The organism is Pseudoalteromonas sp. TAE56 (assembly GCF_000497955.1).
GTDB lineage: Bacteria > Pseudomonadota > Gammaproteobacteria > Enterobacterales > Alteromonadaceae > Pseudoalteromonas.
Genome location: NZ_AUTN01000104.1, coordinates 25428 through 39887, shown reverse-complemented (window position 1 = coordinate 39887; position 14460 = coordinate 25428). Strand labels below are relative to the sequence as shown.

Below are 14460 nucleotides of genomic sequence, written 5' to 3'. Positions count from 1 at the left end.
AAAAGGGCATTTAAAATGCCCTTTTTTGTTTTTTAAAAAGCAACTTAGTGAGCTTGGTGTTTACCCTCTAAAATCTCTTCAATAAATTTAGCATTAAATGCTTCTAAATCGGCTGGGCTTCGGCTTGTTACTAAGCCTTTATCTACACATACTTCTTGGTCGACCCAATTAGCGCCTGCATTAATTAAATCGCTTTTAATACTTGGAAAAGAGGTAATGGTGCGGTCGCGCAATTTATTAATTTCAGCTAGTAACCACGGCGCATGGCAAATTGCAGCAACGGGTTTATTTTTTTCTGCGCCAAAAAAGCCATCAATAAAGGCTTTAGCATCTTTATCTTGGCGTAAACTGTCTGGGTTAAATAAACCACCAGGAAGCATAAGCGCGTCGTAATCAGCGGGGTCTGCGTTTGTAACTAGTTTATCTACTGTTACCTTATCGCCCCACTTGTCTTCATCCCAGCCCGTAATTTGGCCTTCTTTAATTGATACTATTTCGATGTTTGCACCGGCATCAAGTAATGCGCTGCGTGGAGATAACAGCTCACTTTGCTCAAATCCATCAGTGGCTAAAATTGCAATTTTTTTGCCTTGTAAACGTGTGCTTGTTTGTAATGTACTCATTGAGATCTCCTTTTTCTTGAAAAATATATTCGAAACACACAGTTAAACAGCATAATGCATGCCGATAACAAGCAATTGAAAATAAAGGATTTAATGTAAGTGGGATTTATAATGCCATGTAAATCATTTAGAGATTATGAATAATCTACATAGGTGCGAATTTATTTCCAGCTCATATAATTTAAAGCACCAAACGCGAGGTGTAAAACCTCACCTACAACATATACCCGTAGGTGCGAATTTACTTCGCGCTCATGTAACTTATCTATCAATACGGGGTTTAAAACCTTAAATAAATTTAAAGTAGATCTTTTAATGCTTTAGCAGGCTTAAAAACCGCTTTATTTGCGCCTTCTATTTCAATAGCTGCGCCTGTTTGCGGGTTTCGCCCAGTACGCGCTGGGTAATAACTAAGTGCAAAAGTCCCAAAGCCATTAATTTGAACCTGATCCCCCTCAGAAAGCGACTTAGTGATTACTTTTTGCAAGCTTGAAAGTGCCGCTTGAGAATCTTTTTTTGTTAATTCACTCTTGTGTGCGATGGCAGCAACGAGTTCTGCTTTATTCATTTTAGGCTCCTAAATACACGCCAAATCAGTGTTGGTTAAGCGTGGGGATATGATGATATAAAAAGTACCAAACCAAATTGGCAATAAAGCCACGCAGGCTAAGGGTTACAGGGCAACAAGTCAACCTTGTAGTTGCTAAGCTTTATGTGGTAAAAAGCCTTTGACTCTTTTTCGTATAATTTAGGTAGACTATGCACGCATTAATTGAATACATCCCACTCATACTGTTTTTTGCAGTTTTTAAGCTAGTCGATATTTATTGGGCTACCGGTTTATTAATGGCCACTACGCTCATTCAAGTTGCTTATAGCTACTTTAAACATGGCTCTGTGCCTACTCGTCAGTGGATATTTTTCGGTATTGCTGCTGTGTTTGGTACGTTAACGCTGGTACTTCATGATGAGCAATACATAAAATGGAAAGCAACGCTGATTTACGCAGGTTTAAGCTTAACGTTACTTGTTAGCCGTTATGTACTTAAAAAAAATCTCGTTAAAAAAGCGCTTAGCTCAATACTCGAAAATGCTAATGATACAAAGCAAGCCATTGTAGTCCCAGAACCTTTATGGGATAAGCTTAACCTGATGTGGGTTGTAATTACTGCTGGCATCGCAGCGTTGAACATTTATATTGCGTATAATTTTTCGCTCGACTTCTGGGTCAACTTCAAAGTATTTGGTTTAATGGGCATTACCTTTGTGAGTATTTTTGCCACTATTATTGCCTTGTACAAATACCTCCCTAATGAAGAAGAACCAGTAAAGTAATTTATAGATAACTAATATCGTCATAAAAATGTCGTCTTTGCTTGTTAGTTTGTAAAAAAAACAAGTTGAGACGACCTTGAACGCCAATCAATACCGCTGGTTTGAATTTACCCTCATTTTTGTATTGCTGCCTTTGCTGGGCTTTGGATTACGCGAGCATTTAGCTAACTGGCTTATTCCTGCGCTTATTATACTTATGAGTGTGTGTTGTATGTTGCTACTGGGCGATCCCCATTTTAAACGTTTTAGACTCACAAGCCTTGGACAATATTCTGCAGTTAAAAAGCGTTTGTTTAGTTTCTTTTTTTTAGGTGCGTTATTTTCGGGTATGTTTTACGGAATTATTCATCAAGGAAACTGGTTTACCCTTCCCCGCAACTCGTTTAATGATTGGCTTTTACTGTTGTTGCTCTACCCAGTACTGTCGGTTATTCCTCAAGAGTTAATATTCAGAACGTATTTTTTTCATCGTTATAAGCGCATCATGCCCAAAAAAGCCGTGCGCATACTAGTAAGTGCAACTGTATTTGCACTGGCGCATATTGTTTATGCAAATTGGATTGCAGTAGGTTTAGCATTTTTGGGCGGTTTACTGTTTGCTTATACCTATGCACAAAGCCGCTCAACCGTCGTGTGTGTTATTGAGCATAGCTTATGGGGGCTTTGGATGTTTACACTCGGGATCGGCAGCTACCTTGATTCAGGCGCATTTAACTAATATAACAAGCAAGAAAAAATCCGATACTAGAAAACTAATATCGGATTTTGAATATTTCTAAAGCCACTTAACTAATCGTTAAAACGCTTCTTAACTGTTCGGCCTTAAGCGAATGCCAGGCTTTAAAATATTTAATCAAGTAGTTAAAATAATGATTCAAACTCACCATTTGGAAATAAAACACCAGGAATACCACGTACTGCAGTAACATCAGCTAGTTTAGTATCACCAAAATATAAACCGCCACTGTAATTACGACCCTTTTGCTTTACATCTAACCAACGTCCATTTTCGCCTTTCGCTATTAGATTAATGTTGCCACTAACATCACGAATACGTAAATCTAACGCACGATTTTTTATGCTAACAAATATATCTGTAGAGGTAAGTTCTGATAAGTTTTCAACATCGCCCACGTAAGCAAACTTAAAATCGCTTGCACCACTTAAAGGAAAATCTAATTCAAAAGTAAATGCTAAATCGTCATTATCTTCACCAATAAAAGGCGAAGCCTCTACTGCTGTGATATGAAATGCAGTGTTTTGAATGTCGCTCACGTAATCACCATTAAAATCAAAAGTAGATAACGTTGTAGACTCTTCACCTAATGAATTAACAAAACGATTTAAGTTTAGTGATAAATCGCCTTCAAGTTTACCAGCGGCTTTATTGATAATTACATTCGTAGTTACCTGTGTAATACCTGTCTCTGCTTCTGGGTTTAATTCACTTTGAGCATCTATGCCATCAAACTCAATCAGCAACTCACTTACATCAACACTTAATACCGTAGCACCATTTGTAACAGTAGCACTCATTATACCTTCAATTTTATTACCTAATACACCACTTACTCTAAATGTGGGAATTGATAAATCAATTGTTATAGGTAACTCATCATATGTGCCAGTTATAGCCCAAGTATAAGGTGATTGGCTGTAATCAATATCTAAGTCACGAAGTTTATACTGTCCTGATGGTGTAGAGCCATCAGCTAGTGGTGAATAATTTGTAATAACTTCGTTTAAAGCATTAGTAAGTGCATCAAGGGTTCTTTGTGTGTCTTCATCAAACGCATCCTCAAGCTCAGCAAATTTTACGTCTAATTCATCTGAATAGCTTTTTTCTTGAAGTCTTGCAGCACCTATAATATTTCGTGTATCAACAAGTAACTCTCTTGAATCTAAGCTTTGAACTTCTGTTGAGCGAGCCTGCCAATTTGTAAATGTAGTTACACTTGCGATCGTTTGCTTAACTTGACCTGCAACATTTGGTAGTAATCCATTACCTTGGTCGCTAAATAAGTTATCTGTAACATACTGCGCTGCTAAATCGCTATAATCTTCCCATGCCTGTTGGTCAGTCTCTGAGTTAGTAAATGCATTAAAAGCACTTTCAACACTAAACGTACTATCAGCAACACCAGCTAAAATTGCTGCGTAAGTAAATGCATTAGTAACCATTTCTGCTTCAACACTTGCATTTAAATTGCTGTGCGTTAAATGATAAAAAGGTGTGGCTGATAAACTAGCTTGCGTAGCACTAAAGCCTTCATCTGTAATTGCTTTACTCAATGGCGATAAATAAACTGTATTTACACCCGGTGCACTAAATGCATCTGCTTTGTAATTAAGAGTAACGGCTGTCAATTCTTGGTAGTCGATTAAACGGTTTGCGTTTAAGTCATTTACATCACCACGGACTGTTCTGCCACAACCTGTAAAGCGCGGACAAGGTAGAGCCATATCACTCGGTATAAACTCAAAACTATTAAAAGTAAGTGGAGTTACACTTACACTCACAGTATTAATGTTTTCGACTTCAATTGATTCTTGCACCACCCCATCGCTATCTAAAACATTAAGCGTGCCCTGTGGTGATTGCCAATTAGATACATAAAAACTCACAGAAGAAGATGTAGCAATTTCACTCACTGCAACAGATTCTGAACTGTCACTGTCTGATGAAGAACCACAACCTACTAATGCAATAGCTACCCCTAAAGGTATAATTTGTTTTAACATCTTCATTCCTTAAAACTTAATGTTCACGTACCAATTCACATTCGCATAATAGGCTTTATCTAAATCTAGGCTATCAGTTTGTAAATTAAGACCAAAATACTCGTTTTCTATACCAACTAAAAATGCTTCACTTTTTGTTTCGTAGCCTGCTTGCACTCTCCAATGATCCCAAAAGTGAATACGGCCTTTTAATTGGCTAAACGTGTCTTTGTCGTATCGTTTTAAAGTTAACTGAGTTGAAAACCGATCGTTTATTCTGTAATCAGCAAATGCTTGTAGACGCATTTCCATTTCGAAATCATGAGATACCGTATTTCCAAATGCAGATGTTTTTAATGAAACTGTTGGCTGAGTAATAATATCGCCGTTGTCATCTTCGCTAAATGGAATTTCAGTAGTTTGCCCTTTTACGGAGCCACTGTCTTCATACTCTGTTTTATAGAGCAAATCTTTTACGCTAAAGCCAACCTGAAGCTCATCGTTTACTTGCCAATCAGCAAAAATATCTAGGCTATAGCCAAGGCCTTCAGGTTTTTCTGAAGGTGAAAACTTTTTAAATAATATATCTTTTGAAAAGTTGTAATCAACCGTTACAGCACCTTCAACTTCATCACTATAAATTTCACCATTTACAATCGCGTCTTGATAATGCGAGCTAGCAAAAACAGATAGTTTAGGTGTTATTGTTAATGCATTTTTATCTAAAAATTTAAAGTCATAAGATACAAACACACCATTAGAGGTTGCTTGTTTAGCATCAAGGTAATAAGTATAAAATCTGTCTTCAAACTCTAAATCATTTTTTTCAGTATGGGTATATTTAGCTGTATCAGGATCAAAGTTAAGAACATAGTCGTAACGACTCTGTAAACCTACTTTAAAATTACCGTAGCCAACACCTACTTCAAATATATTATAGGTAAATGCACTGTCACCCGATTTTAATGGTGCATCAAAATCATCTACAAAGGCTTGTACTGGTTGTGCTTCAGTATAAATTTCTGCGTCAAAATGAGTAAATATTTGAAATTGGTTATCTGCGGAAGCAAGAGGAGAAATAAGAGCTGTTGAAAATCCTAACAAGAGAATTTTTTTTTTCATAATTTGATCGCTTTCTATAAAAAAAGGGAAAAGCATTGCTTTCCCCTTTTATAGTTTAAATATTACTTAGATGAATCAATTAAATCAACATCAGTGTAATCAACTACATCACCATCAATGTAAGTAATTGAAAGACCATTAGTTGTTTTAGCTGCAGTACCAAAAGACATCATCATCTCATTGTACATAGCCATAACGTCACCAGTGTAACCTGCACTTTCATTACCAGTAATAGACAATGTGTAACCCATTGCATTATTTACTGTAATATCTAAAGCACTTGCTTCTTCCATGTCGCTGTCGATGAATGTAGTCATTACTTTAAAGTCTACATCACCAGAAACACCCTCTAATGTAATAGAGCCTGAATCTGTTGCATCATCAGCAGTAAGACTTAACATACCAGTAAAGCCAGAATCGCCATCCATGATTTCAACATGGTTAGTGGTTTCAGTCATTAAGATTTCTGCATCATCTACATTATCAGCAGTCACTGCGCCATCAAAAGTAAATACTAAACATGAATCGATTTGAGTAGCATCAATAGTTCCAGCTGCAAAATCAACACAATCTGTAAGTGCTTGTGTTTGTGTACCAGCAGTAACAAGTTCAACAGATACGTCATTCTCACCTTTTAATGTAGCACCCCAAGCAACAACAAGCTTGTCGCCTTCATAAGAAGCCGCTGCATTAATCATCTCACCTGTAGTAGCATTGCTAAGCATTAACGTAAGATCATCTAAGCTGTAAGCATAGTCCCAATCAGCATTGCGAGTTGATGTACCTGTACCTGAGTTATTACCCATTTCAGCTAATTCATCAATTACGTCTGCAAGAACGTCTGCTGCATCAGCAACTGCATCAGCACCTGTACCAGTAAGCACAGCCATAGTCGATAATGACTCTGATGTAGCTTTAACAGAAGTTAGTACTTCAAGTTTAGCAACTGCAGTTTCAGCAGCAAGTTGTAAGTTATAAGCTGTTACAAATTGCTCGCTAGCTAGTTCACCTTGAGCTACAGCAGCTGTTTGCATTGCTGTAAGCGCATCAATCATTGCTTGTGCGCCTTCGCCTTCAAGGTCTAGATAAGCATTAGCAGCAACAAGTGCTTGCTCAATAGCAATTTCAAGTGCATCAACAGCAGCAGCAAAATCAGACGCAGCAGTAACAGCAGTCATTGCAAGCTCAAGAGCTTCAGTTGCATTCGCAGCTGTATCTACCATCGCACCTTCTGCGTTAGCAAGTGCGCTTGTAGAAGCCGCTTCAGCTGTGTCTGCTACTGATTTTTTCTCATCAGCAACGTCTGCAGTGTCTTCAGCAACTAATTTTGCTGCAGCAAGAGCAACATCAAACGTTTCAATCGCAGCTTCTGCTTCAGCTACTAGTGCAGCTAATGCTAAGTCGTATGCAACTGTGTCAGTTACAGCTACAGATGCATCTGTTTGTAACAACGTTGCAGAGTCAAGTATTTGTTGGTAATCAGAGCTTTGAGTAACTAAAGCATTTGCAGCAGTCACATAGCCTTGTGATTTAACAAAAATAGAACCCGCTTTAGCTGTTAAATCAGCTGTAGTAGCTTCGTTTTTAAGTAATGTAACAGCGCTTACAAATGCAGCTGCGTTATCAGCTGTAAGAGCGTCGCCACCCATTGCTTGAACATCTGCAAGTGAACTTTGAGCTGTTTCAATGTTCATTTCTAATGTAGTAAGTGCAGTTTGAGAAGCTGTAATTTCTACTGTTAAAGCAGCTGCTAGAGCGGTATAAAAGTCATCTCCAACTGTACATTCTGCGCCAGTACAACCAATTACTTCTAGTGCTTTTTTAACTTTTATTGCAGCGGCCGCAAGACCTGCATCAGTTGCTGCACCATTTTTAATAGCTTTATCTTTAGCAGCTTTTGCTTTTGCTGCAATACCTACTGAGTTAGCTGCAAATGCATCAATTTGTGCCTGTGTTGCACTAGGGTTGTTAGCAGTGAATGCCGCTTTTAAAGCGTCTTCAATTGCAGTTTCATCACCCGTTGCTACAGCAACAAAAATGTTTGCAGTATTTGTAATAGCTGTTTGTAACATTGTAGCTATTGCAGCAATACCAGCGTCAGTATTACCTTTAAACTGGCCAGACTTAATACCTGCAGCAATACTGCTCATTACATCACCAATTGAAGGTAAACCTTGAATTGAAGATGAAAGCTGTGCAATTGCTAAAATACCGTCTGTAAGTTCTTCTTCGCCATCAACGTCACTTAAATCTACAGCGCCGCCGTTAGATAAATCACCTATAATAGCTGAAAGTAAAAGTGCTGCGTCTTGACCCATTACTTGTACAACAGTATTTAGGCTAGCTGTAGCGATAGCGTCTTCATCTACACTTGAACCTGAGTCAAGAAGAAGAGCCGCCACTAACGATGTTAAGAAAGTAACATTAGCTTTGTAAGAACTTGCAACATTAAGATCGCCAGCTGCACCACTTACTCCAGATGTATCTGCTTCAACAGCTGGGATAAATTTAACAACTGAAAGCTCTAGGTCAGTTTTGTACCATTCGCCAAACTCAATCGCAGTATCGCCATCATTTACATCATCTGCTTCTGGCGCTACATCGTAATCGCCACAACCTACGTAAGCGTCACAACGTAAAAAGCTATCATCGCCTTCTGCAGATGTTTTAACTGTAATGTAAACTGGTCCAGTAAAGTCATCATCTAGGTAGATGCTGTAACGGCCGCTTTCATCAGTTAGCACTTCAGGGTTAGCCGCAATTTTGCTTGCTTCTACTGCAGCATCTGCAGCATCTTGTGATAGTGCTTCTTCAGAAAAAGACTCTGCTTCTGCTGAAGCAGCTGAGCGAAACGCAACAGGAACGCTTTGACCAGATGCATCTAAAGTCATTACAGTTACTACTGCACTTTTCATTGAACCTTTAACAGCTTTACCCGTTACTTCAATGTTGAACTGTGCATCACCTGTTGCAGTAAAAGCTTCTACAGGTGTAACAGGAATGTTTCTGTCATTGTCCGAACCACATGCTGTTAAGCCTAATGTAAGTGCAACTGAAGCTGCAATAGGTGTAAATTTGATCGTACGCTTTACCATTTATTTCTCCTTGATAGCCTGGAATGAGTATCAGAAATTAGTTTAGTTGATAGTGGCTTGTGTAAGCTTTTATGTTTAAAAAGCATTAAAAAAGTACACAATCATAACCTTTGTTACCAGAACATTAAAAATACCATTAAGCTATGTAGTTATGCTACATATTTATACATTTTATAGAAGTATTTATCTTTATTCTATGAGCTACTTCTTTATCAGCATCTCTATTATTCAATAACCTATAGACACTCATAAAGAACCAGCACATATTGATACAATATATTCACTTTATTAAATGAATATTACATATAATCTAGTTTGTTAATTATATTCTTCAAGTAAATGCGATGGATGAGTGCTAAAAAAGAGGATAATTCGAAAAATTAATGAAAAAGGATTGTTTATATCAAAGGTTAGTCGGTTTTACTTTAGCTAAGCAAACGTTTATAAAACTTGTTTACTTAACTAAAATAAATGTTTAGTTGTGCTTAACTTAGGCACTGGTTAGTAAGGCACTCTTACAACCCCCTCCATTAATACACGCGCACTTCGGCTCATACTTGCTTTGATAACTTGCCAATCACCATTTATATTTTTAGCCTCAGCACCTACTTTTAGCGTACCTGATGGGTGACCAAAGTTAACTTCACTCAATGCGCCGCCACCAGCAGCTATATTTACGAGTGTGCCTTCAATTGCTGCAGCAGTGCCAATAGCAACAGCAGCTGTGCCCATCATGGCATGGTGCAGTTTACCCATCGACATTGCGCGCACGAGTAAGTTAATGTTGGCAGCCTCAATAACTTTACCGCTAGACGCAGTGTAATCTAAAGGCGCTGCAACAAACGCAACTTTTGGCGTATGTTGGCGAGCTTGCGCTTCATTAATATCGGTGATTAAACCCATTTTAACGGCGCCATAAGCGCGAATGGTTTCGAGCTTTTCAAGTGCATCAACATCATTATTTATATCGTCTTGCAGCTCTATGCCGGTATAGCCAATATCAGCGGCGTTAATAAATACAGTAGGAATACCTGCGTTTATCATTGTTGCTTTTAAAGTACCAACACCCGGTACTTTTAAGTCATCAACTACGTTACCGGTTGGAAATAACGCGCCATCGCCATCAGCGGGATCTATAAATTCAAGTTTTACTTCAGCTGCTGCAAAGGTAACGCCATCGAGCTCAAAGTCGCCGGTTTCTTGTACTTCGCCATTGGTCATAGGGACATGCACTAATATGCTTTTTTTAATATTAGCCTGCCACACACGCACAATAGCAACACCGTTATTAGGTAATCTGCTTTTATCGACTAAACCATTACTAATGGCAAAAGCACCCACTGCTGACGTTAAGTTGCCACAGTTACCGCTCCAATCCACAAACGGTTTATCTATCGCTACTTGGCCAAACAAGTAATCCACATCGTGATCAGTTTGCTCACTTTTACTTAAGATTACTGTTTTACTAGTACTTGATGTAGCGCCGCCCATGCCATCCGTTTGCTTAGCATACGGATCGGGGCTGCCAATAACACGCAGTAATAAATTATCCCGCGCCTCGCCTGCTACTTGAGCAGGCTTTGGCAAGTCAGTTAAATTAAAAAAAACACCTTTACTGGTGCCGCCACGCATATAGGTTGCAGGCACTTTAATTTGCGGTTTAAACATAATATTTGCCCTTATGCAGATTGCGTTGCTTCTAAAAAGTCTTGAGCAAAGCGTTGTAACACGCCACCAGCCGCGTAAATAGAAAGTTCTTCTTGGGTATCTATACGGCACTTCATAGGTACAGTAACTACTTCACCGTCTGTACGGGTAATAATTAAATTAACAGTAGCACCTGGTTTCAAATCACCCGCTACATCGTACGTTTCGCTGCCATCCAGCTTTAAAGTTTTACGGGTTGTGCCCGCTTTAAATTCAAGTGGTAAAACACCCATCCCAATTAGATTAGTACGATGAATACGCTCAAAACCTTCTGCTGCTATTACTTCAACGCCTGCAAGCCTTACCCCTTTTGCCGCCCAATCGCGCGACGAACCTTGACCGTAATCGGCACNGTTTACGCTCCATGTAGGCTTCGATTGCTTCCCACATCCGTGTATTGGTGCCTTGCGGCTCTAATCGTGCGTATGAACCTTGTTTAATATCGCCGTTTTCGTCAAGTACCATTTCATTTAGCAGCTTTGGATTTGCAAAGGTTGCGCGCTGCGCTGTTAAATGATCGCCTCGGTGCGTTGCATACGAGTTGTAGTCTTCTTCTGGCACATTCATTTTGGTCAGGTATTCGCCAGCAGCACTGCTTGCCATAATCGCGTTTGATGGCGATAAATGATCCGTTGTAATGTTATCGCCAAGTACAGCAAGCGCACGCATACCGGTCATTGTACGCTCACCAGCAAGTGCACCTTCCCAATAAGGCGGGCGACGAATGTACGTACTTTCTGGGCGCCAGTCGTAAAGTGGGTCGTTATCTTCACCGTAATCTACGGTTAAATTAAACATCGGCTCGTATACTTTTCTAAACTGCTCAGGCTTAACGCTTTGCTTAATTACAGCATCAATCTCTTCATCTGATGGCCATAAATCTTTAAGCGTAATATCGTTGCCTTGTTGATCTTGCCCTAGTATCCCTTTTTCAATATCAAAGCGAATAGTACCTGCAATGGCGTACGCAACAACTAAAGGAGGTGACGCTAAAAATGCTTGCTTAGCGTAAGGATGAATTCGCCCATCAAAGTTACGATTGCCCGAAAGCACCGCAGTAGTGTATAAATCGCGATCGATTACTTCTTTTTGAATAACAGGGTCAAGGGCACCGCTCATGCCGTTACAAGTTGTACACGCAAAGCCCACAATACCAAAGCCCAGTTGCTCAAGCTCTGTTAGTAGGTTTGCATCTTCAAGGTACGATTGCACCGCTTTTGAGCCCGGTGCTAATGAGGTTTTAACCCAAGGTTTACGCATTAAGCCCTTAGCATTTGCGTTACGGGCAAGTAGTGCAGCGGCAATTACATTACGTGGGTTACTAGTATTGGTACAGCTAGTAATAGCAGCAATAATACACGCGCCGTCTGGCATTAAGCCTTCTTCATTTTCAACAACGCCCGAAATACCTTCTTTAGCTAAATCGCTTGTCGATACACGGCGGTGTGGATTAGATGGACCCGCAATATTGCGCCCAACGCTTGATAAATCAAACTTAAGTACACGCTCATATTTTGCGGTTTTTAAGCTATCGCTCCAAAGGCCTGCTGTTTTTGCGTAGTTTTCTACAAGGGCAATTTGCTCTTCTTCACGACCTGTTAAACGCAAGTAATCTATGGTTTTATCATCAATATAAAACATGGCTGCAGTTGCGCCAAATTCAGGCGTCATGTTCGAAATGGTTGCTCTGTCACCAAGTGTAAGCGCGTCGGCACCTTCACCGTAAAACTCTAAATAAGTAGAAACAACACGTTGCCCGCGCAAAAATTCAGTAATAGCTAGCACAATATCGGTTGCGGTAATACCCGGTTGGCGTTTGCCTGTAAGCTCAACACCTACAATATCGGGTAAGCGAATATAAGAAGCACGGCCAAGCATTACGCTTTCAGCTTCAAGCCCACCTACGCCCACAGCAATAACGCCCAGCGCATCAACATGTGGCGTGTGGCTGTCGGTACCAACTAAGGTATCTGGGAATGCAATGCCATCTCGGTTTTGAATAACCGGCGACATTTTTTCAAGGTTAATTTGATGCATAATGCCGTTACCCGGTGGAATAACGTCAATATTTTTAAACGCAGTTTTTGTCCAGTTTATAAAGTGAAAACGGTCATCATTTCGTCTATCTTCAATGGCGCGGTTTTTTTCAAATGCATCAGGATCAAAACCGGCATGCTCTACCGATAACGAATGATCCACTATTAACTGCGTGGGTACCACAGGGTTCACTTTTGCCGGATCGCCGCCTTTGGCTGCAATTGCATCACGCAAACCTGCTAAATCAACAAGCGCTGTTTGCCCTAAAATATCGTGGCACACTACGCGCGCCGGATACCACGGAAAATCTAAATCTTGCTTGCGCTCAATTAGCTGATTAAGTGCATCGGTTAACATGGCAGGGTCGCATCGGCGTACTAGGTTTTCGGCAAATACACGTGATGAATAAGGTAGCGTGGCGTATGCACCTGGCTTAATTGCATCTACGGCTTCTTGAGTATCGTAATAGTCGACATTTGAGCCCGGTAGAGGTTTACGGTATTGGGTATTATTAATTATGGTCATGGTAAGGGTTCGCTAATTTGGTGACGGTGTTTGCTCACAGCTAGCGTGTTTAATGAAAAGTTTGAGAAAAACTGCTCGCTAGTGGCTATGTGCAATAAAAAAGTGAGCACATCCGTGCTCACTCATTTTTTAACGTGACTCTATTGGTGTGTAACTACGTGCATCAGGGCCTGTGTAATCGGCACTTGGGCGGATAATACGGTTGTTAGCGCGTTGCTCTTTTACATGCGCAGTCCAACCAGTAACACGGCTCATTACAAATATTGGCGTAAATAACTTAGTCGGAATATCCATAAAATGATAAGCAGATGCATGGAAAAAATCGGCATTACAAAACAGTTTTTTCTCGCGCCACATAATCTCTTCACAACGAACAGACACAGGATAAAGCACCGTATCGCCTACTTCACTAGCTAGTTTTTCAGACCATTTTTTAATAATTACATTGCGTGGATCAGACTCGCGATAAATAGCATGACCAAAGCCCATTATTTTATCTTTACGTTCAAGCATACCCATTACTTCTTGCTCAGCATGCTCAGCACTTGTAAAGCCTTGAATCATATCCATAGCGGCTTCGTTAGCACCACCATGTAATGGACCACGTAGCGTACCAATCGCACCTGTTACACAAGAGTGAATATCAGAAAGCGTTGATGCACACACACGACCCGCAAATGTAGAAGCATTAAACTCGTGCTCTGCGTATAAAATTAGTGATACGTTCATCACTTGTGCGAATAACTCGCTAGGTGCTTTGTCGTGTAACAGCGTTAAAAAATGTGCGCCAACAGAGTCGTCATCTGTTTGTGTTTCAATGCGTACGCCATCGTGTGTAAAGCGGTACCAGTAACAAATAATACTTGGGAACACTGCAATCATACGGTCGATTGCGTCGTTGGCTTGGTTAAAATCAAGCTCCATCTCAAGGTTACCCAACATTGAGCAGCCCGTGCGCATTACATCCATTGGATGCGCGTCTTTAGGAATATTTTCAAGCACAGTTTTAAGTGCATCTGGTAAGCCGCGTAAGCTTTTAAGTTTAGCTTTATACTCAGCCAGTTCGTTTGTTGTAGGTAACTCACCGCGTGAAAGTAAAAAAGACACTTCTTCAAACTGCGCTTTTTCAGCAAGTTCGCTAATATCGTAACCACAATACGTTAAACCAGAACCACTTTGCCCAACAGTACACAATGCTGTTTGACCAGCCACTTGTCCGCGTAAACCCGCGCCGCCTAATGCTTTATCTACCATGATCTTCTCCTACCTTAAATTTGTGTGTGATTGTTGGGCGT

The 14460-nt window shown here is 40.1% G+C and carries 9 protein-coding genes and 1 pseudogene; 2 read left to right on the top strand and 8 right to left on the bottom strand.

Going from position 1 to position 14460, the window contains the following annotated elements; genetic code table 11:
• Positions 1-44 precede the first annotated feature (44 nt).
• Complete coding sequence (locus tag L656_RS0111655; protein ID WP_007582489.1) at positions 45-623, bottom strand: type 1 glutamine amidotransferase domain-containing protein; 579 nt, start codon at positions 621-623, stop codon at positions 45-47.
• Positions 624-921: 298 nt separating this feature from the next.
• Positions 922-1191 (bottom strand): HU family DNA-binding protein, encoded by a 270-nt coding sequence (locus L656_RS0111650; RefSeq protein WP_007375441.1) that lies wholly within the window; start codon positions 1189-1191, stop codon positions 922-924.
• A 191-nt stretch (positions 1192-1382) separates the two neighbouring features.
• Between L656_RS0111650 and L656_RS0111645 the strand changes: the two genes are divergently transcribed.
• Positions 1383-1958, top strand: coding sequence for an inner membrane-spanning protein YciB (locus L656_RS0111645; protein WP_024599345.1), 576 nt, complete (start codon positions 1383-1385; stop codon positions 1956-1958).
• 76 nt (positions 1959-2034) lie between these two features.
• Entirely contained in the window at positions 2035-2676 is a 642-nt protein-coding gene (locus L656_RS0111640) for a CPBP family intramembrane glutamic endopeptidase (protein ID WP_024599344.1), read from the top strand.
• Between the two features lie 143 nt (positions 2677-2819).
• Here the strand turns inward: L656_RS0111640 and L656_RS0111635 are convergent, their stop codons facing one another.
• The 6 genes and pseudogenes from L656_RS0111635 to prpC all read right to left on the bottom strand — a co-directional run bounded on the left by L656_RS0111635 (position 2820) and on the right by prpC (position 14419).
• The gene (locus L656_RS0111635; protein ID WP_024599343.1) at positions 2820-4700 is read right to left on the bottom strand and encodes a hypothetical protein; all 1881 of its coding nucleotides are present in this window, start codon (positions 4698-4700) and stop codon (positions 2820-2822) included.
• Positions 4701-4709: 9 nt separating this feature from the next.
• Complete coding sequence (locus L656_RS0111630; protein ID WP_024599342.1) at positions 4710-5801, bottom strand: hypothetical protein; 1092 nt, start codon at positions 5799-5801, stop codon at positions 4710-4712.
• A gap of 62 nt (positions 5802-5863) precedes the next feature.
• The gene (locus L656_RS0111625) at positions 5864-8896 is read right to left on the bottom strand and encodes a hypothetical protein (RefSeq protein ID WP_024599341.1); all 3033 of its coding nucleotides are present in this window, start codon (positions 8894-8896) and stop codon (positions 5864-5866) included.
• Between the two features lie 501 nt (positions 8897-9397).
• Entirely contained in the window at positions 9398-10564 is a 1167-nt protein-coding gene (gene prpF, locus L656_RS0111620) for a 2-methylaconitate cis-trans isomerase PrpF (RefSeq protein WP_024599340.1), read from the bottom strand.
• 11 nt (positions 10565-10575) lie between these two features.
• Positions 10576-13165, bottom strand: a pseudogene (gene acnD / locus L656_RS01000000122215) (Fe/S-dependent 2-methylisocitrate dehydratase AcnD).
• Between the two features lie 129 nt (positions 13166-13294).
• Positions 13295-14419 (bottom strand): bifunctional 2-methylcitrate synthase/citrate synthase, encoded by a 1125-nt coding sequence (prpC, locus tag L656_RS0111610; RefSeq protein ID WP_024599339.1) that lies wholly within the window; start codon positions 14417-14419, stop codon positions 13295-13297.
• Positions 14420-14460: the final 41 nt, after the last annotated feature.